Annotated in this window: 15 protein-coding genes and 1 pseudogene; 3 read left to right on the top strand and 13 right to left on the bottom strand. The window is 54.7% G+C overall.

Annotated elements, in window-relative coordinates; translation table 11 throughout:
* Window positions 1-44: 44 nt before the first annotated feature.
* From BLS41_RS37415 to BLS41_RS38845, 8 genes are all read right to left on the bottom strand, one after another.
* A complete protein-coding gene (locus BLS41_RS37415) occupies window positions 45-1187 on the bottom strand; it encodes a hypothetical protein (RefSeq protein WP_074774595.1) in 1143 nt (380 codons plus the stop codon).
* 185 nt (window positions 1188-1372) lie between these two features.
* Window positions 1373-2728, bottom strand: coding sequence for an AAA family ATPase (locus BLS41_RS37410; protein ID WP_074774592.1), 1356 nt, complete (start codon window positions 2726-2728; stop codon window positions 1373-1375).
* A 250-nt stretch (window positions 2729-2978) separates the two neighbouring features.
* Window positions 2979-3698 carry a hypothetical protein gene (locus BLS41_RS37405; protein WP_074774589.1) on the bottom strand — a complete coding sequence of 240 codons (720 nt, stop codon included), beginning with the start codon at window positions 3696-3698 and terminating at the stop codon, window positions 2979-2981.
* 461 nt (window positions 3699-4159) lie between these two features.
* Window positions 4160-4966 carry a hypothetical protein gene (locus tag BLS41_RS37400; RefSeq protein ID WP_074774586.1) on the bottom strand — a complete coding sequence of 269 codons (807 nt, stop codon included), beginning with the start codon at window positions 4964-4966 and terminating at the stop codon, window positions 4160-4162.
* Window positions 4963-5766, bottom strand: coding sequence for a hypothetical protein (locus tag BLS41_RS37395; RefSeq protein WP_074774583.1), 804 nt, complete (start codon window positions 5764-5766; stop codon window positions 4963-4965). The genes BLS41_RS37400 and BLS41_RS37395 overlap by 4 nt, the downstream gene beginning before the upstream one ends.
* Window positions 5767-6483: 717 nt before the next feature.
* A complete protein-coding gene (locus BLS41_RS37385) occupies window positions 6484-6945 on the bottom strand; it encodes an immunity 26/phosphotriesterase HocA family protein (protein ID WP_074774577.1) in 462 nt (153 codons plus the stop codon).
* 3 nt (window positions 6946-6948) lie between these two features.
* Window positions 6949-11247 (bottom strand): RHS repeat-associated core domain-containing protein, encoded by a 4299-nt coding sequence (locus tag BLS41_RS37380; protein ID WP_083380294.1) that lies wholly within the window; start codon window positions 11245-11247, stop codon window positions 6949-6951.
* A gap of 37 nt (window positions 11248-11284) precedes the next feature.
* Complete coding sequence (locus BLS41_RS38845; protein ID WP_143026510.1) at window positions 11285-12184, bottom strand: hypothetical protein; 900 nt, start codon at window positions 12182-12184, stop codon at window positions 11285-11287.
* Between the two features lie 928 nt (window positions 12185-13112).
* Between BLS41_RS38845 and imuA the strand changes: the two genes are divergently transcribed.
* From imuA to BLS41_RS39895, 3 genes are all read left to right on the top strand, one after another.
* Window positions 13113-13790, top strand: a complete 678-nt coding sequence (gene imuA, locus BLS41_RS37370; protein WP_074774567.1) for a translesion DNA synthesis-associated protein ImuA — start codon at window positions 13113-13115, stop codon at window positions 13788-13790.
* Between the two features lie 19 nt (window positions 13791-13809).
* On the top strand, window positions 13810-14292 hold the full coding sequence (locus tag BLS41_RS39900) for a Y-family DNA polymerase (RefSeq protein ID WP_253189936.1): 483 nt from the start codon (window positions 13810-13812) through the stop codon (window positions 14290-14292).
* A 144-nt stretch (window positions 14293-14436) separates the two neighbouring features.
* Window positions 14437-14730 carry a DNA polymerase Y subunit UmuC family protein gene (locus BLS41_RS39895; RefSeq protein WP_253189935.1) on the top strand — a complete coding sequence of 98 codons (294 nt, stop codon included), beginning with the start codon at window positions 14437-14439 and terminating at the stop codon, window positions 14728-14730.
* A 321-nt stretch (window positions 14731-15051) separates the two neighbouring features.
* Here BLS41_RS39895 and BLS41_RS37355 read toward each other — a convergent pair.
* From BLS41_RS37355 to BLS41_RS37330, 5 genes and pseudogenes are all read right to left on the bottom strand, one after another.
* A pseudogene (locus BLS41_RS37355) lies at window positions 15052-16212 on the bottom strand (IS30 family transposase).
* A gap of 188 nt (window positions 16213-16400) precedes the next feature.
* Complete coding sequence (locus BLS41_RS37350) at window positions 16401-17003, bottom strand: hypothetical protein (protein ID WP_074774558.1); 603 nt, start codon at window positions 17001-17003, stop codon at window positions 16401-16403.
* Entirely contained in the window at window positions 17000-18520 is a 1521-nt protein-coding gene (locus BLS41_RS37345; RefSeq protein ID WP_074774555.1) for a hypothetical protein, read from the bottom strand. The genes BLS41_RS37350 and BLS41_RS37345 overlap by 4 nt, the downstream gene beginning before the upstream one ends.
* Window positions 18521-19189: 669 nt before the next feature.
* Window positions 19190-19678 (bottom strand): hypothetical protein, encoded by a 489-nt coding sequence (locus BLS41_RS38840; RefSeq protein ID WP_253189934.1) that lies wholly within the window; start codon window positions 19676-19678, stop codon window positions 19190-19192.
* Between the two features lie 565 nt (window positions 19679-20243).
* On the bottom strand, window positions 20244-20741 hold the full coding sequence (locus BLS41_RS37330) for a hypothetical protein (protein ID WP_074774549.1): 498 nt from the start codon (window positions 20739-20741) through the stop codon (window positions 20244-20246).
* Window positions 20742-20779: the final 38 nt, after the last annotated feature.

Genomic DNA, 20779 nt, shown 5'->3' with positions numbered 1-20779 from the left:
CCTCTTTTTCCCCTGTCGATCGATATAAACAACAGATCTTTCTATTATGGATGTCGCGTCTGAGCTTCGCGCGACATTGAACTTTCAGGGAAAACGATAGCATCCAAGCGTTGACGATCCACCTTCCACGTTGCACGGCTAACGCTGTCTTTCGTCAACCACTGCCACGAGATTATTAGCCCACTTGCCACTGCTCGCTGCATCGCCCATTCTTGCATCTTTCCAGCTGCGGCGAGTTGGGCGGCTATACCCATAGACTCGTGACAAGCTGCTTCCGTGCCTGCCGTGATTGACTCGTAAGTGTGCGCTGGCTCTAAATTATCGCTGTCGAAGGGTGCTGGTAGTTCGAGGCGATTCTTCAGCAGCTCGCGTTCGTCCTGTCCGAGGCCACGGTATAGATCGGCAGAGTATTTGAGTTCGGTGAAAACCGTGCCGTCCTCAGAGATCTTTGGGGTGCCGAACTGCACGAAACGCAGGACTTCTCGCAATCCGATATCTCCGGTCAGAAAGCCGAACGAGAGACTTGAATCATGTGCCAGTCCAACGGCCATTACGGCGGAGATTCGGCTTACCAGATGCACGTCATTGAGCGCATTGAAAATCGAGTCGTCTCGCGGTTTGAGCACATCTCGTGCGCAATCATTTTGATGCAGGCACGCGATAGAAAAAACGAGAATGGGGTCATTGAGCGCCAGCCCTACGGACGTCGCGATGGTGATGAGTTGTTCTTGAATGCGCTTTCGCTCTACTTTTTTAGCTATTTCAACAAGCAGGCCTCGCGCCTGTCGAAAAAAAATCTCTCGTTGCGTCCCGAAGCCTTCCCGATGTTGAGTAAAGACGAGTGAGGCGAGGGATTCGTTTGCTTTAAGGTAGTCAGAATCAAGAGTCGCGGCTTTAAAAAATTTTCGAACCGCCGCGGTTTCCGCTTCTAGACATTCGGCCTTCTCCTCAGCCGTATCAAACCGCCCTTTCTCACCTTCGATGATCGAAACCAGCGGGCTGATGTAGCTTCCCTTGTGATCGATCGTGGATAGCGCGGTCAGCATAGCCCGCTTCGCGTCGTCTAGCTTCGGGTTGGCTCCATTCGCTTGCATGATCCACTCCACCAGATTTCTGTCGAGAAGCCATAGGCATCGCGCTGGAGCTTGCGCAATATCCAGATGGAGTGGAGTGTCGGTGTGCATCATTGTTTGTCCGGGGGTAAAGGGTGTACGGTATCCAAATATTGAAGTCACCAGCACAGCTTTGACCTTCGCGTATTCCGGCGCCAGGATCACGACGTTGCGAGCCGAGCCTACCGTCTCACCGTTTACGAGGGGCGTTCGAAGTGCACCGTGCGGTACTTAGCTCGGGCAACGTGTGTTGCGCAGTCTCACCTCTTGCGATCGTCGCGCAGACGAACGTTGCTCGGTACGCGCGCCTCTTGGTATCCGCTTCGCATGTTCGCCGGCACATGCATTCGCTGCCGCTGCAGCGGGACCTCGCCATTAAGCTCGATACCTGACGCCTCGGCCTGCATACGTACAAAGCCTCGCAGCATCTTTTCCCGGTACGTGTACCAGCCCTGTCGTTGGGGCACCCCCTCTAGTACCGAGCCATAGTTTTCTGCCTTTAGTCGACGCAGTGATTCCGCGAACTTTCCGTTCTCGAGTATTACTGGACTGTTGCGACGCTCGACAATCGACCGGTAAGAGTGCTGAATGTCCTTGCTCGGCCGGATCAAGTCCTCGCCGTCAGCAGTTGCCCAAACGAGGTCCTCCCACTCGGGTGCCCGATGCAGCACAGCTCGTTCGTACGGGCGCTTCAACTCGACATTGATTTGCTCGATTGCCTTTCGCAAGCCCAACTGGTAATGGTGCGGCCCCAGCGTGTCGCAGTCGCCGTCGTCATCGAAGGCCTGCCATATCATATGCTCGGTGATCAAGTGCACGTAGTGCGGGAAACCGTCACTGACAATCGCAATGCGCCAGTTCACATCGTTGTCCACATCCAACCCGAATTCCTGCGCTGCTTGGATGACAATCTCGCGTCGCGCATCCCAGCCAAGGCGGTGTACCTCGAACGTTGCGAGTTGGCGGTAGGCCGATTGATGCGCTCCGAGCAGTCCTTCGAGCGAGCGCCCAACGCCTGTGAAGATGAATTTGAGGTCCACTTCGCGGTCGCCGAGCGCTTTGAGTAGTGCCGCGAACCGGTTGCGTTCTTCCGTGTCTGGAATTGTGTCGAACTCGTCGATAACGACGACGGGCTGCTTCGAATGCACGCGCGCAACTTCCCCAAGCAAATCTACTGCGTCGCCGACCGTTCTGAGTTGCTCCTTCACATCTTTGGCGCTAACCTCTCGGCCCTGCTGCCACTTCAGCCCGCGCCACTCAAGCGAGATACCGGACTGCTCCTTGACGTTAGTTGTCCGCGAGTACCCGATCGCTTGATTCGCGATATTAGCGATGATGGAATCGAAGGTCTCGTTGGGTGAGCCGCCTACAATTATGGGGCGATTGTCCGCGCTCTGGTACTCGTAGGCTGCGGTTGCGCCTAATGAACTTTTGCCAACGCCACGGTCGCCAAAAATGAAGATGTTGCGCCCACGGGCCGATATGGCGCGATCGATGTCCTCTAGCTCACGCTCCCGGCCCTTGAGTTTCTCTGGCGTGCGCACTGGTTGCGCGGCTGATAGCGCGACCTTAAGTTGCTCGCGAATCGCCTGTTTGTCGAACCCCGCGATCGTCATATATCCGCTTCCCCAGAATGTTTGCTCTTAATACGCGTGCGTTTCTGCGCGTGGCGAGCAGCCAGGAGCCCTGACCTGTCGACGCGACATTAATGCGACCGATGACGCCAAATAGTACCGACGATTTACCGCTTGGTCTGCCCGCCACAATCCGCATGTCAAGAATGGCGTCCGAGTGTGGTAAAGCTTGCCTCATAGCGCTAGAGCGAATTAGCTCGGCTTTTTCGTGATCCGGCGACCCAGCCGCGCGTTACGCTAAGTCAACATCAACATCTGGCACTGTGTCGATCCGTGGTTTTGTCAGCCAATGTTCCGACTCTTGTATGAACATGGCTCGTAATTCAGGAAGGACGTCTATGTCGTCGCCGCTTACTCTAAAACCCTTCCGTTTGGTCTCTATCAACTTTCGAAACGACCGCTCGGCAGCGGCCATCTGCAAGCGACTATCACCGACGGCGCCGATCTCGTTGCGCACGCTTGCCGCGACACGCATAGCCTTCAAACCGTAATACGCTGCCCGCTCAGACTCGAATTCATATTGGTCGTCAATGCCAGCCCATAGGCCTGCGCGACCAATCCACTCGGCTGAGTAGTCAAACTCGCGGGGCATCGCTTTGACGGTTGAGACGAACCCCACCGATAGCTCTTCCCATTTAGGTTCAGGGTCGAACCGGAGGACGAACGCCCCTTGGATATTATCGAAAGCTTTCTCTTCGTGATTGTGATATCTGCCGATCGCTTCCTGAACGTCTTCGATGTAGGTGTGGCAGCTCTTCGCAAAGGCTTCGAGCTGCTGTGCAACGGCGAGTTTGACATGATCAATCCGATGTTTGTCCTTCGCATTTTCTCGTGCGCGATCCAGCAACTTCGAAGCTGCGCCCCAACATACGTTGACAAAGGCGCTGATTACAGCGCTGGACGCAACTACGGTTATCCAATCCACGCTTGTCACAGCCGTTGCATCCGCCATAAGCTCAATATCGCTATTTCACACGAAACGGCAAGATTAGCATGATAGTAGCGACTACTCGACAGCCATCTATCCGGTATCGAATGTCCACTCCCAAGTAATGCGCCCGATCGGTTCAACTCGACTTGCCCGTTGTTGTCATCGTTATCTGCCGTCGGGCTGTATAGATCAACAGCTTTGACTATTCGCACTTGTGCAATGCTCACGCGTTGATTTCTGTGGTCTGATCGATGATGCAAGCCTTGCGGGCAACGAACGGTGGCAATTCCAGCATCTACGGCCGCTTAGGAGATCTGGGTGACTCGGGTGACGGTCGTCGCAGCGCTTCAGCTAGCTACTCCTGCAGGCGGGACATTCAGGGTCCACAATTACCGGCACCGGGGGACAGCCATACCGAAGGTTCGCAGCAACGGAATACCGACCTTCCCGAAGTTGAGGTGAAGTCGTGGGAGGATTTAGCGTTATGGGTTAGAGCTGGGAGGGGCTGAAGTCGGCGCTGGCGCAACAGTTGAGAGCGGTGAGGATACGCGAGCTACTCCCTTACGAACGAGCGTCTCTAAGCCGTAGTCTAGAGATGGGCCGGTAGCGAGGATGTCCGCAATCAGACGCTCAGGATCGGCTACTTCGCGCTTCAACTTCTGCCATTCTTCCTTGAGGATCGACTTGGTAAAGCCGGTTGCGAACTGAGACTCGCTTTCCGTTAGGATCAATAGATCACGAATGTCAGTCCTATCCTGCTGCGCACGCACTTGGAGGTCAGCGAGTAGGCCGCGCAGCTTCCTGAGAGCATTAATCAAACCTTGGTGGGTCAACTCGTCATTGTTCAGTCGCATGGTGACGCGAACCAGAAGCTGATAGTGCTCGCTGTTGCTTGCCGCGATGCTGTGCTCAAACTTGGAGCGCAAATCTGCGCATTCATCAAGCTGGTCCTGCGGGCTTCGATTCACCTCGTACCATACTTCGTTCATCGCGTCGCAGAGACGCTTCCAGGCTTCCGTCAGTTCCAGCGTCAGCGCTATATAGTGGGAGGTTTCCGTGCGCAGTTCATCTATCCACTTTTGGCGCTTGTCAGCGATGAACGTGGATGCTGCGCGTGCTGTAGAGGTTCGTTGCACGTCGAGAGACGCGGCGGCTTGCTTGAATTGGCTGGCCGCTTGGTCAATCACCTGGTTGCGGCTCTTGAAAGCAAGGTAGATGTTGCCGAGGATGGACAGGGCGCCGATGGACACGGAGCCGATGATTGCCCACCCCGCCGTGTGGATACTCATGGCGTCTGCCCCCTTCTTGACTTACTCGCTACAGACGTGGGACGGATACTAAGCCTCCTCTTTTGCAGTTCGGCCGCTAAGGCGCCAACGTTGAGCAAGGGCTTTGCAATTATCGACTCAAGCAATTTCTCAGGCTCCGCGACTTCTCGAGCGATTCGGTTCCATTCCCCTTTAAATATCGCCGTGGTGTAGGCAGCGCATTTATCAAGATCTTGATAAATGTCTGATGACAACTTAGTTGCTAGAATCTCACGCCTCGCTATACCGTTTACCATGGTTTCTAATGCGTGCCCCACCCGATATAGCGTCTTCAGTAATTCGAGATGTTCTGTTTCTAATGGGTTCAGCCGAAATCGTATTCGTGTTAAAACCTGTTGGTGCGCGGCGTCGCGCTCTGTGTTGTCCCGATTCAACTTAATGTGCGCTTTCAGATGCTCACGCGCGACCCTCGCAGCATCCATCGGGTTAACAGTGTTGTCATCTTCCTGCTCTATTACGAACATTAGCCAGATGGCCACGAGCTCATGCGTGTTCGCTATGAAAAGGGCCATGTCGTCTCGAAGGTCGTCTATCCACTTTTGGCGCTTGTCGCCAATGAACGTGGACGCAGATCGGGCGGCAGTAACGCGCTGACCGTCGAGCGTCTTGCGCGTATTGCGCAGGCTTACCAGCGCGGTGATTACAACGCCAAATAGCGCGCCCGTTGCGCCGGCCACAGCAGTCATGCCTGCAACGAATATTCCGACGATGTTCGGGACGTTCTTAAGGCTGCTCCATGCGTCGGTGAGATTCGCGATCATTATTCAAGTCGTATATGGCCCTAACCGGGCGGCGCCGACAAATATACCTTACTTGTGACCCTGCTCCTGCTCCTGCTCCAGTGGTCGTTCGCGTTCGGTCTCGGCAATGCTTGCAGCCCATTGCGGTTGCGGGGCACAGGGTAGATGAAGTAGACGCCATCATCGTCCAACTGCGGCTCCGCGACTTCGAGCGTCACCAGCATCTTGCAACCGTCACAGTCCCACATAGCGACCTGCGACGGAGTGTGAGAAGACTCAACGCACGATAGGAGCTACTAAATCCGCGTTCGAACGTAGGTTTCGCCATCCCCTGCAAGCAACGCCTATAGCTCTGGTCCAGGGCAAGGGATGCGGGGCGTGCTTCCATTCGGGGGGAACGTACGCCGTTGCTTGCTTGTAGACATGTCTTCGCGCCGAGTATTCTCGGCTAATCGGTGTCCGGGTCCATTAGGCAACTACGCCCCGACCTTAACTTCCTGATAATGCAGATTAGGCTGCCGAAAGCCATCTCATTCTATGTGCGGCTTGCAGAAGCGAAGATTGGAAGTGCAAAGTCTTTTAGGATCAGGCCGGCAACACTGTCGGTCTCAAGCTTCCCGGTGCAATAAACTTTACGGCTTTAGGACGTTGGTTCCAGCGATGCGCCCTACACTCCAAGTCAGCATGGCGAAGGTGCTTGCGACAGCAACCCATTATTCTTCAGTATGCCGAAATACACTACGCATCAGGGAGTTTCAAACGTTGCGTTGTCGGATCCGGCACGCCGGCAAAGTGGTTGCGCAAACGGTCCTCGATGTGGGCGGCTTCCCATACCGCCGCCCGCTCGAGACCCAAACAGTCTTCCCGAGAGGCAGGGGTAATTTTTCCCTCGAAATAGATCGAAAATTTCTTGCTAAACATGTCGTGCATAAAAAACCTGGGCTTGATTGCAAGCCGCTCCTCAAGCGGACAGGTCCCAATGACCTCCCACTGCTCCGACTTAATCGCACGGTACATCACGCTAACCAGAAACAAAACTGGCGAGCCAACGATTTCCGGCAAGGTGAGTGGTTCAGTTGACCCGAGATCATAGAAAGCCATCAAGGGCTCGGGTAAAACTCGCCCGTATCCGAAAATGCCATTCGCAAGGTCGATTTTTACAACGTCACCGACCTTGCCTCGTCCTCTTATTTTCGCCATTTTTTACTCGTATGGAATCTCGGTCTTCGGGTCGGGAATAATTCCATGCGGGAGGTTTGCTCCTCCGCCGCCGCTTCCGCCAATAGGGCCAAACTCCGCTTCTGCAGCCCCCAAAAACGTTGAAAGTTTAGGATTGTAGGGCGAGATCCCGTTGATTGCGTTACCCGACGTTCCGCCCATAGAGCGCGCGCCACCGTGCGCGTCAATCAGCAATTGCTCCCGACCGCGAATCGCGCAGGCATCTGTGGAAGATACGTCAAGAACTGCAGGCCCGAAACCCCTATCACCCATGTGATGGTATCGATCGCGCCTCGCGATGTTCGCCAGCGGATCTCCATCGCCGCTAGTTCTGCCTGTATAGACTTCTCCGGTAACTGGGTTGAGCTTTGTGTATGTCTGGTAAGTTTTCTCTAATCCGAACGGATCAATCCACGTTACAGGATTCGCTAAATATTGATAGGTATTGACGCCACCAATCAAACCCACCGGGTCGCTTTGCACATACCGCCCCGTGGTTGGATCGTAGTCCCGATTCCAGTTCTGGTTTAGCCCGCTCTCTCGGTCAAAGTACTGCCCGGGGAACCGGAGGTTGCTCAACGACAGCATCGTCCCAGCCCAGTTGAAGCTGCCCCAGTTCGCCGCGCTCCAGCTTGTTCCCTGTGTCGCAACCGAATTACCGAACGGATCCGTAACATTGTCCCATACAATATTCGCGGATCCATCAGTCATCTTCTGTGGCGTGCCCAGCTGGTCCGTGTGGATGTAATAGATCACCGGGCTTGAACCAGTGTCATCCACCAGTGCCACTGGAACCCTGTCCAACCAGACATAGTCCCGCAGCACTGCGCCATAACCATCCGTCTCTTCCATGAGGCGGCCAGCGCGATCGAATATCAACTGGGTGGTGATACCACCCGCGATCTTCTGCACCCGCTGTCCCAGCGCATTGTAAAGGTAACTGCCAGCCACCTCGCCGTTCAGTGAGACGGCGGCGTCTCGTCCGTCTCCGTTCACCGTAAAAACGTAGGTTTGGCCGCTGTCGCGCACATCTTGCGACATCTGACCGCTCGCTTCATATGAAAAGTTCCGTGCGCTCCCTCCCGAGGTGGTGACCGATGCCAAACGGTTGGAGCTGGATGGATAAGCATAGGCTTCCGTCGTACCGTTGGCACTGCGCGATAGTCGGTTGCTTACCCCATCGTAGGTGTAGGTTTGTGTGCCATAGGTACCGCTTGCGGTCGCTAGACGGTTGAGATCGTCGTAAACCAGGTTCTGGCTGCGGGAGGTCGCCAGGTGGTCGGTGATCGATGTGATATTGCCCGACGCGTCGAAGCCGTTAGTGATGTTCTGGATCGTCGTCGTACCGTTTGTTACCTTAAAACCGGTTGGTTGGTAATCCAGATCAGACGTGATTGACGCAGCGAGACCGTTACCAAAGGTTAAGCCAGCGAGTGGGCCAAACGGTTGGTAACTCGCGCCAGCTACGATACTGACCTGCGCGGCACCCGAATTCTGCTGCGTCGTTACCGCGGTAATGCGGCCCGTCGCGTCGCGCGCGTAGGCGACGATACGGCCCGAGGGATAGGTTTCTGTGAGGATGTTATCGGCACGATCATAGGTGTAAGTCATGACATGAGACACACCCGCAACCAGCCTTGCGTCGGATACGACTCGTCCGAGCGCATCATAAACCGAGGCCGTCGAACCGCTTGGGTCGGTGAAAGACGTCAGGTGGCCGACACCCTTGTTACCGTTCGCCGTAGCGTCATAACCGAACGTAACGTTTTCCGAGGACGCTGTCGGAAAGGTCTGACTGATCAATCGACTGGCGGCGTCATATGCGAAATCCGTTTCTACGCCCCGCGCGTCCACCTTCCTGATAATGTTGCCGCTCAAGTCGTACCAGAATTTGTCGATACCAGTGTCCGGGCTCGTCCTCTGGATGGTGTTCCCAAACCCGTCGCGTACGTACGTAGTCCCAAGCGAACGGGCATCTGTCACGCCTATTACCTCGTCCTTGCCATTGAAGGCTGTCGTCGTGTAGCCGGAATCTGGATCGACTTCCTGATATAAGCGATTTAACACATCGAAGGTATGACCATAGACCTTGCCGCGTGGATCGGTCGTGGCTGTCTCATTACTGTTGAGATCGTACTTATACGTAGTGGTTTGTGACGCCGCACCGATGTCGGCCATCAGGCGGCCGAGTTCATCGAAAGTTGCCGATTGCTGCTTGGTGATGACCATCGACGCTGATTTGATCGCCGTAGCGGTTCGATTGCCCATCGCGTCAAGGGAGTAAGTGATGCTCTCTCCCAGATTATTGGTGATAGCGGTCAATCTATGCGCGTCGTCATACGCGTAGGTCAGTGTGGAACTATCCGGAAAAGTAACATCCGTGAGGTTTCCGGCGAGATCATAGGTAAAGCCAGTTTCAGATTGATCCGCACCGGGATTTATTGTTACCGAGGTGATGCGGCCGCGATCATCATAGGTGTAGTTACTCACGACGCCGTTAGGATCGACCGAAGACAGTGGCTCACAGCGTCCGTTCACGGAGGTAATGCTGGTGACCTGTCCCACTTCATTGGTGAAAGAGGCAACGCAGCCTTGAGGCGTATAGGTGTAGGCGACCGTATCAACTGTTCCGGTAAGCGGTCCATCAACGGTATGCAAAAGGCCGGTTGGGAAATAGGTGTATGTCCACGTCCTTAACGTTCCATTTGTACTGTATGGAGCGGTGGTCGTGGTCGTATCTGTTTCAGATTTTGTAGTTAGTAAGCCGGATGAATACGTGTAGTCGGTTGTCAAGCCCGGTTGCACGGTTTCCGTCGGCAAATTATAGATGGCATCCCAGGCGGTAGTAATGGTTCGAGCCTGCTCCGTCCCGGAGGCATCGGTCTCGCTGGTTACATGGCCATGTGTGTCATTAACGTATTTTGTTAGATTTCCATTGTTATCAGTGTGACTCGCGATATAACCGTTGCTATCGTAAGTGAAGCTTTCCGATGTCGCTGCCGTGTTCGCGCTTGCCGGGCCTGAAATTCCGGTGATTTTTCCTGCTCCCGCAACTAGGCCAAGCGTGTAGATCATCTCCTTGCCGAGTGCGTTCGTCGTTGTAACCGTCCCTGCTCCGTTGCTGTTCAGGTTATAGGCGAGGGACGTTGCTTCGACGCCACCTGCGTGCTCACTACTAACAGCGCGCATGGTCGAATCGTATGACCACGTTGCATAGCGGGTGCCCTTCTCGTCGACAATTCCTGTAAGAGCGTACGGATACGAGGCGTTCTCATATAGATATTGAATGGTCGGCGAATTGCTGCCAGGAAAGTTGACGTTTACCAGCTGGTCTGACGTCGAGAGAAGATTCGCATAGCCATATGTATAGAGCTTGCCGTCGGGGTCGGTCATCGTATGGATAACCCCGTTTACGACCGAAAACGCAAGGGTACGACCAAAAGAATCCGTTACCGAAACAAGATTGCCATCGGCATCGTAGGTCAGATCCTGCTCGTAGCCCGATCTCGTCTTTATCGAAGTCAGCTGGCCATTCAGTGTATATGTCTCGACATTGTCGTTCTGATCTGCCAGCACCCAACCCGATGCTCCCAATGACGTAAGTTGCATATTGACATCAACATCACTTGGCAGCCACGCTCCGGAGACGTTGGTAAATGAATATGTCGCCCCATCGGGTCGAGTGAACCAAACGATTGTTGAAGTTGAAGCATCTCCGCCGTTGTAGCGAAAACCCCGGTCGAAGTTGGAGCGCCAGTTAAAACCCAAGGAAGATTTCTGCTGTGACTGACTGTTGTAGTAACGAACGAACGCTAAAGAGTTTTGACCGTCTGTTTCGAAATCGGTCGTTACTTCAAATTTATTTCCAATATTCAAGGTAATGGGATTTCCTACCATTCCCTCACCTGAGCAGCCACATCCCAATTGTTTCTCTGGGACTGTAACGGCAAGGGAGCAGCCGCTTGGAGCTAATCCGTCGTATGTGTAAGGCGCCGTGCAAAACAGGAAGGCTTCGCCATCTATAACCGGATATTCTTGAACGAAACTGACCGAGTAATGTGTCCCGATCATTTTTCCCGTTGCGCTATAAATTGGGGGGCCAATCCCTAGACAGTATCCCAGGACTGCAGCGCCCCAAAAGTCGCAAACGTCCTGAGGAGACGCGCAATTTTGCCCGCATCCGCTGGAGGTGGTAGTGCCCCAGGCCGCCAACGCGGGTTTAGACAAGATAAGTATAAAAATTACGATGATGACGCGGAAAAACGTACGAATGGCAGCGACCATGAGTGCGTCCTTGAAATTTTTTTTATTAAATTATTAATCAGGGAGTTACTTGCGACCACGAGAAAGCGTCGACTATCATATGATGTGTACTATTATTGTCTACAATTAATCCGACTTTTGAAATAGCCGATCCAAGATAATGTGTCGCGCTCACGGTCTGGATCGTTTCCCAGTTCTCCTGATCAAACGACGCGGAAAAAACAAAATTACCACCGGTTAATTGAAGCCTTAACCAGACAGGTCCGTTCTGGTTAAATGCTCCGAAGAACGCTGTCGCCGAATAGAACGTATTGATACTACTGAACTGAAACTCGTTGAACGCGCCTAGGCCATAGGTATTATTCCGCCAGCCAAATGCATCGTATTTGCCACTGCTGTCGGCAACTCCAATACCTATAAACCAGTTGTTGGCAAGAGACGACGCAAGATATACACATGCTGTGACTGTAAATGCTGACTGCGATAAAACGGGCTGCTCCATGCTCGACATGGTATTGGTGCTGCTACCATTATTATTCATGGTCATTCCACGACCGCTTGGCAGATCTGTGAGCGTTGCTGTGATACCCGCTGCAGTCACAAGTAAGAAGGCGTTTGCAGACGGTGGTTGCAAAGAGGTAAAAAAAGGGCTTGTACTCCCCCCTCCACTGGCGCTGGTCCAGACAGGATTGGCATTCGATCCGCCCGTCGAAAGTAGCTGGCCGGGCGTCCCTGGTGTTAATGCAGCCCACCCGGATGTACCACGATAAAGGATAGAACCCGGGGTTGCGCCAAATGCTGAATCTAGCATGCCGGAAGGCGCTTCTCCAGAAACCGTGTTCCCATTCGAACCATACACGCCAATCTGCCCGGCGTTGCCACTACTCACACTACCTTGTTGGCCAATACAACCCTGTAACGCGTTGAAATTGGCCATCACCTGGCTAGCATCCGCCACTTGGCCGTTCGTTAAATTGTTGGGTAAAGTCGCACACGTTGCGTTGGCGGGAATAGCGTTTAGAAAAAATAGACAAGTAGTCACCATGGAATACAGAATGTAGCGCCCGCGCATCATGCCCCCGTTTAATCAGCCAATATCTCTAAATTATTTATCCAAGGCGAAGCCCGGCCGTTAGTGGCGCCGAATTCTACGCACGACCATCATAGCGAGAGAGGTCCGTAGTTTTTTGTCTAATGAAATTTATCTTTTTGATGTGTAAGCGCCATTAAGCTCTGGCAATTGATATTGTCCAGTCAAGATCGGATGAAAAGGTTCAAATAGCCTCGATTGGAATATATCTCTCACCCATAAGTGGTTCCGTCTAATGATAGAGTGGAGTTTATAAGCATGCGCATCATTTCTGTCAAGTAAAGATCGATAATTTTATAAGTTAATATAAAAATAATGCAGCGCAGCTTATTAAAATGCAGTTGGCATAATTTTAAAAAGTAATTAATCGTCCCGCATAAGCGCCGTGGGAATGGCCTCCAAGGTTACCGGGAACGCTCGGTATCGTCGTGTTTGAGGATAGTGGAGAAGCATTCCTGCAGGCGAGCGAGCGAGATGCTACCGCCACGACGTTCGCTGGGAAAGCCGCGACCGGTGTTTTCCGCAATCCCGCGGTTGAGCGCGAGATAGATGCCGGGCTAATGGGCAAGACGGCTCGAGAGTGGGCGGCGTTCAAACTGTTCAGCGCAGGTGAGAGATACGCCACTGTTCGGATTGGGACGTGATTTGGGAGGTGTCCCCACTGCGCGCGGCTACCGCGTTCTGAACCGAGCTTATTTCTCCCGGCTTCCCAGGTTTCACGGAATATGGGCTAGAATTACTACTGTATATTCATACAGGTAAATTCCGGGTCCGCCCTCCCGTTCATGCCGAGTCCATGCATCCCGCCCTTTGGCGCGGAGCCCAGCTCGCGCGCTGCACTGGACGAACCGTAGACACGGGCTATGAAGCGCTTTCCGCCGAGCTACCTGGCGGGGGCTGGCCGCTTGGCGCTCTGATGGAGTTACTTGTCCAGCAACCCGGAGTCGGCGAAATACGGCTGCTTCAGCCTGTGCTGGCCGCAGTCAGCAAGCGTCCTGTCGCCTTGATACAGCCGCCGCATGTGTCCAATGGGCTAGCGTTTTCGTACCTCGGTTTGCCCGCCGCGAAACTCGTGCGTATTCGGGCGCCCAGAACTGCGGACGCTCTTTGGAGCGCGGAGCGGATATTGCGGACAGGCAGTTGCGGCGCCCTTCTGTTCTGGCAACCGCACATCCGGACCGACGCATTAGGACGGCTCCATCTTGCGGCGCAGGCGACGGAGACCCTCCTGGTGCTTGTCCGGCCGCTGGCGAGCGCGGCTGATGCGTCGCCGGCTGCGTTGCGCTTAGGTCTGCGCCCTGCTGAAGGCGGACTGATCGTCGATGTCCTGAAGCGTCGAAGACCCATCAGAAACGAAACGTTGTCCATCACCCTTCAACCCTCACCGATTCTGCTAAGCCCTGATGGCCGTGTTCGTCGCCATTCACTTACCCCGCCTGCCGCTGGAGGTGTTCCGTCCGAGGTGGTCGCCTAGGACGGAGCATGGATGTGTCGTGCTCGATCGGGAAAAGATGCTCATAGCGGATGCGTCGGCGCGCGAGGCAGGCGTTGCCATCGGCATGCGTCGCGGCGGAGTCATTACGCTCGCCGAGGAAGCGCTTGTCTACGATCGGGACGTTGCGCGCGAACGTGCCCTGCTCCTCGATATTGCCTATGCGGTCATGCGATTTACGCCGATGGTTGCCGAGTGCGCCGAAGACACTATCGTTTTTGACATCACGGCAAGCATCCGGCTCTTTGGCGGCGTTCCCTGCATCCGCCGCTCAATCAAACGGATCGTCGAGGCGGTTGGCGTCACGGGTCGAATCAGTGTTGCTCCAACCCGTCAAGGCGCGTGGCTTCTTTCCAGGCGCGGAAAGACAAGGGTGCTCAAGATGCGCTCGCTGGAACGTACACTGGACACGATGCCATTCTTCGTCGTGCTCGAAATGCGTCGCTTCGCCGACTGGTTTAGCGGGCTAGGCTGCGTCCAGTGAAGCGACATCCGCCGATTTCCACGTGCGAGACTTAAAAAGCGGTGTGGCGTCGCGCTCCTCGACTCAATGGACCGGGCATACGGCCTCGCACCGGAAATATTCGAATGGCTTCAGGTACCGCCCGCTTTTAACGCGCGCGTCGAATTGCCAGATCGCGTTGAGCACGCGGACGCAATCCTTTTTTCCGCTCGCCTGCTTGTGGTGCAGCTGTGCGGCTGGCTCAGTGCGCAGCAGCTGGCACTCACAAAGGCAACGGTACAACTCGAACATGAGCGTGGCCGGGATGCCATTGAGCCAACGACCATTGAAATTGCGCCCGCAGAGCCGATGTGGCACGAAGAGCACCTGGTGCGGCTGCTCAAGGAACGGCTCGGACGTATCGAACTTGGCGCGGCGGCCATCGCGGTAAGCCTGAGCGCAACACAGGTAGCGGAGTGAGGTTCTTCGACCGGGACAGGGGAGTAACGGCGATGCCTCAAATCCATCGGAGTGCACCCTCTGTTCGTCCGCTGCCAGTGGCGGATCTCGCCGAAACCACGTTGGAATGGACCCTGATAAGGCACTCCGACAAAAATCACAGGGCGGCCGATCTGAACTCCGCTGCTAATGAATTAGCGCTCAAGACGTTTGAGTTCGCGCATGAAGGACAGACGATGCCTCCGCTGAAAGTGCCATACAAACCTCAGCATGACGAATCGGTCCGCGGATAGTTTATGGTGGGCTACTGCGCGTAGTGGCGGACCGTTATCGACGGCGGATTCAACCGGTCGATGCAACGATTTGGTTAAATCGCTCGGCTGGTGTATCGAAGCTTAGTGTTTTTCGGGGACGTTCGTTTAGCCGCCTGGCGACGGCATCCAGTCCGGCCTGTGAGTAGGCAGATAGATCAGTACCCTTGGGGAAGTATTGCCTCAGAAGCCCATTCGTATTTTCGTTCGAACCGCGTTGCCAGGGATGCTGTGGGTCGCAGAAATAGACCTCAATGTCGGTTGCAACGCTAAAGCGGTGGTGATCCGACATTTCCGATCCCCTGTCCCACCTCAGCGATCTATAAAGTTCTCTCGGGAGTTTGCTGGCGTGTCGTATCAGCGCGTCGACCACAGCCTCAGAATCCTTGCTGGGCACTTTTACCAGCATCACGAATCGACTTTGACGTTCGACGAGAGTTGCAATCTGGCTCGTCGCGTTGCCATACAGCAAGTCACCTTCCCAGTGCCCAGGTATTGCGCGATCCTCCGCCGTCGCGGGGCGTTCACTTATCGATACGGCGTCGCGAATGTTCGTGCGACCCGCGGTTTTAAGTGTGTGATGACAGGACCTGCGCATGGTTCGAAAGCGTCGCAAGTGCTCAAGCAGTTCCTTTTTCAGGGCACCACGAGCTTGAATATAGAGGCTCCGGTAGATTGTCTCGTGCGACACCAGATAGTCCTTATTGACCGCATAAGCATGTCTGAGCCAACCGGCAATCTGCTCAGGGGATTACTGCAACTTCAGCTTTGCAGCGACCACTCGCGCCAGCGTCTGGTTTTGCATCAGTTTGCAAACCTTCGGCCGACGTGCACGCTCCCACGCAATCGCGTCCGCCTGGCTTGCCCGATAGCCCTGGCTGCCTCCGTTGCACTGCAACTCACGACTTATAGTGGAAGGAGCGCGTCCCAGCCGGGCTGCTATCGACCGGATCGACAACCCGGACACCAGTGAACGGGAAATCTCCTCGCGCTCCGCGAGTGTCAATGCCTGTGGCGCACGATGCCTTTGCGGTGGCTGGATGCCACCGTTCTCCGATAGTATTCGCTGAATCGAAGAATGGCCCCGATCAAACAGTTTGGCAATCTGATGAATCGTATCGCCCTTGCGCCATCGATCCCACATCAGCGCTTTCTGGGTCTCGGAGTAATAGATTCTCGGTCGCTGTTTCATTTGCAACACCTCCGCTGCTCACGCAGATTCTAGGTGTTGCATCGACCGGTTGAATCCGCCACCCTGAACGGACGTTACGGTCTCTCAAAAGCCGCCGTTCAGAGCAATGTCACCATCCCGCGCACGTGCGACAGCGCCACCCACACGTTGCATGACCGCATGGATACCGTGCCGACATGGACGCCAATCTACTTCGCTCTTTGTAAGAACGCGAGAGCTAGCTGGAGCAGATCGTGAATGTACGGTGCCGTCGAGCCTATAGCTTCCTTAGCATTCTCATAGTACTCGCGAAGCACCCGATCTCGGTTAACCGTGTCGAGTTGGGCGGCGACCTCGGATGTATTACCTAGATAGCCATAGATCCTTTCTAGTGTAATTCTCAATGTATCTTCGTCTTGGTAAGGGATTTTGATGCAACGCTGGCCCTTTCTATCAACAAAATAAGCAACATTTAACTCGTTATGCTCAGGAAGGGGGCATCGAAGCTCTGTCAGTTCGTCGGCCTGCGATAACACCTGATCTCGTCGCATGATCACACCTTGGTTTGTTCGATCGTTGCCGATGCGCTGCGATAGCTTTCTGAATTGCTGAACCAACTGGGGCGATACTTTGGTAGTTGATGCGATTATTACTAGCGTGTCACACGACGGGCACTCCTTGATGATGCCATTGGAGAAAAACGGATAGGCAGGAGTTGCATCGTCCCATTGCTTAAGCAACTGGTCATCAGCGTGGGCAATATTGCTGAGAATTGCCAAAATTATTAGAAAAATTAATTGCATATACTTCATCTGGTGTCCCCAGAATATTTCAGTGAAATGGTCGTAAAAGTCAGCGCCCACGTGATTCCATCGCTCGTGTTGAAGCTGAGTTGCGCTGAGTCGGCTCTATGGAGCGCGCGGATAACGTAGTCATGTACTGCAAGATTGTCAATCGTCATATCGCCGGCGAGTGCCTGCACCCGCCCAGGAGCGAGGTAAGCTTGATACTCAGCGGTGAGATCCCGGTACCTGGCCAACCGTGTATCGATATCTCGCGGCGAGCTGTCCGTGCCAGTTGGCAACTGAGAAGCCGTCACATTAGTCTGAAGCCGTCGGCCAACCAGTGTATTGATTGCGATGCCCTTCGCTTCAAGCGACGCCAACTCCCTTAGTCCGTCCGCGCGAGCTGGCGATGCGTTTTCAAGACCGTCGAGCAACGAGGCAGATTCTCGCAGTTGCTGTGGTGTCATATGAAACGCGCGCGCCGCTAAAAGATCGACGAACATCTCATCGGGTTTTCGCATGATGGCATACAAGGGCGAAAGATCAACTTTTCCACTGGAAAAATAGTAGGTGAAGGCCTGCTGCAAAAAAAAAGTCTGACAGTCCACCCCAAACGCAGAGACATGGGCCGCCTCGTGGTCAAGTATCAGCTCTTGCTCGGCCTGATCCCAATTTCTCTCGAAGGTATCGGGAATGTACAGATTACCGAGGAAATCAACTTGCGGCGAGAAACCTTCTGCATGGACAACATAGACGTCCCGGCCTATCGTTGATAAAGAATTGTTGGTGAATTTTTGAAAACGCTGAGCCGCCAACTCGCGACGAAAAAATCCCGTGAGATCTTGCCCCTCATCTGAAGATTGTGATGCCTTGTCGATCAGAGTCACCAGCGTATGGATATGGTCCGGAGTTAGAACAGTCGCACAGTCTTCCGGAACACCATTAAATGTGCATTTGTCAGCCGCGTATGGATCGTTGTGCAGCCGAAAAGCCCATTGCCGCACGGCCGAATCGTTGACCTGAAGTTTGAAGGGAGATAAAGACACGTTGGCAAACACTGGCAGATCTTGATGTCGCATCCAGCTGCGGGTTTCTTCGTCTTGGGGCAGGTAGGGTGTTTTCGAACTGTCAAAAACGGAGGAGGCAGCAACGACCGCGAGTTTTGCATGCCAGCGCTGCGTTGTCGGACTTGCAACCGGAAGGATCTCTATGTTCGAAAGCGACACGCTGGCGTGCCTCGCTACGATCTCTTTCGCTACTCGTCGCCGGTCCATTGAGGTGCTGTCAAACGCCTCGTAGAATGGCTTTGATATGTTGTCGTTTTGTGTATCACAAATACGTGCAAACCCTAATCCCATGCAGGTTGCGGCGCCGGAAACCATCACCTCACCGATGCCCCCGCTGCGGGTAGTAGGATCTGAAGCACAGCCCGTTAGCGCGAGACTGATGACAAAGACTGCGCAGCGCGTGAGGCGGCCCTTAAGACCAGAATGCTGTTGGGCTATATCTTCGGCAGAGGGAGCATTGTCTTCGACACTATTCATTTTTTCGACCGCGCCGGATTTTTGAATATTGTTCTCAGGGGACGTGTATTCGGTATTCCTGCAGAGTGTAGTATCGCGAATGCGGCGGCTTCGATTGATTTCCGCCCATCTGGTACGCGCGAGGTCGGCCGAGATGTTGCGGTGTCGCGTCCCTACACGGCTCGAACGAGCGTTCGAGTTCGTCCGTCACTCACGCCGGCTGGACCTCGGTCCTTTCAGCAACTGTAATGCTGCTGCGCCGAATCTTGCACGTTCTTGGCATGAAGTGCACTCGAATCAACGACACGAGATTGTCAACGATTTAGCCTCTGTCGTCGAGCGGCCGGTTGTGGCCGGATTTTGCCTGTCGCTGATCGCCAGTTTCCTTTTCCACTTACTTCGGCGATGCGCCACGGATATTTCACTTTCCCTGGCACGTGCTGGTCGCTCGATGCCACTCGTCGTGAAAAATCGCTTTAAACCCAACAAAGCATTATTCACTAATGGTGGCACCCGACAGCAAGACAAGGGCAGACTCGACTTTGGCTGCACCAACAGATTGCGGCGTCGCAGATGTGACACCGTTCCGCCAACAGACTCCGTCCGCGGATTATTCCCATCGTGGAGATGGAAGGACACAATGCGCGCGACCGGCATGATGCCCCTGAGCATTGAACGCCGGTCTACCTCTTACAGGTTTGGGAATACAGGCTGCTCGCTGGTCACGACATTGATTGGCATAGGGATAGGTGACCTCTCGGTTCCCCGGAGAAACGCTGCGAGTTGTCGCTCCGCATCGTCGAAACGATATTGCGGAACAGAAGCAAGTTGCCGGTCGGAAAGCGCCAGCACGCTCTCGAATGCGGAAACAGCATCGGGATCGAGGGTCCAGCTGCCCGCGTCATCCGCCGCGAGCGTTGCTTCGACGGCAAACTCGATGATCTTGAAGTTCTCGACGGGCTCTTCACCGTACCCGGCACATTGCACGTACCACGCGATGTAAGCTGCGTGAATAAGCTCGTTGACCGAGCGCGGATAACCGTGGCCGGTGCGCCAACTGGCCAGCGCGAGGTGGTAGGCCAATGACCGCTCTCGCGCCAATGCTGGGCTCATCGGCAGCAATTGCGTTTTCGTCAGTGGCGAGCGTGAACGGACCCCGCCTTTTCGTCTTGAACTCATGCTGCAGATGCTCCAACTCCTCTTGCCAAAAATGTGACTCGTCTGGGAAATCGCGCGATGGATCTCCCAGCAGCCCGCAGCGTAATTCGTCGCCGCCAGAAGCAGCCGCTAACTGCCCTCTTTTCCGCACCGCTATCTTGTAGAGCGCTCGCGACACGATGCGTTAGCTCTTCAGGTTGATTTGTCTTTTTGCCTTACCCAGATTTCGGGGAGCTCACCATCAACCTCAACGAAATGTCTCACAAGGCGCGTAGGCCTTCACAGCTCCTTCGAATGCCGTGAGACGCGTTTGTTGCCTATCGCTTGAGCGCACGGGCACGCGCAATCACTTCGGCTGCGATAGTCTGCGGCGTCTCCAGCACAACGCCGCCATCCCATTCCAGGGTTACAGGCGCACCGCAGAAAGCACAGGTAGAAGTCAGGCCGTCATGCGAGTCTCCATCGAGGTGTCGTTCGCCACGCTTGCCGCAGTCTGCGCACTTGTACACGTACGGGACCTTGCCCATATTTCTCCCTGTTGTCTCGCGTTGATGCGAAGCGCCCGGCACTCGTCGCGTAGCCGTGCTTAGTCCTTCGGATTATGAGCGGTCTTGGTGTCGCCAGGAAGCCTCGACGTATAGGCCTGAAGCAGCTTTCGGGCGTCCGCCAGATAGAGCTCCGGGTACCGGGCAAAACTGGTCCGGAAGGCGTCATCGGTTTCCTGCAGGCGGGGCGAATCAGGCTGCTGCCCATTCCACATCAGCACAAGCGATTCAGCGCCAGAAATTGGCCCTTTGACGGCCAGCGTGCCCACCATGAGCCGCCCCGCCTTCGCCGAGACCAGACAATCGCCCCAGATGCGTACGACCGCGTCAACGATGGCCGACGCCGGCGGAGTCAAGGGGGGAGCCGCGCATGCGAGCTGCAGGTGCGGTGGCATCGGGCCGTCGATCGAATCGAAGCACGCCAGGTTCTCGACGTCCCGGACGAGGCGCCGCAATGGACGGTTCCAGGCGTAAATCAGTAGCCGCACGCGGTCGGCGAGATGTCGTGCATGGTCATCCTCAATATACTGCTCTTTCACATATTTCCCGGTCTTGCCGGACCTCTCGTCTGTGTCGT

It is taken from the genome of Paraburkholderia fungorum (assembly GCF_900099835.1).
GTDB classification, from domain to species: Bacteria; Pseudomonadota; Gammaproteobacteria; order Burkholderiales; family Burkholderiaceae; genus Paraburkholderia; species Paraburkholderia fungorum_A.
This window is presented reverse-complemented; position numbering and strand designations above follow the sequence as displayed.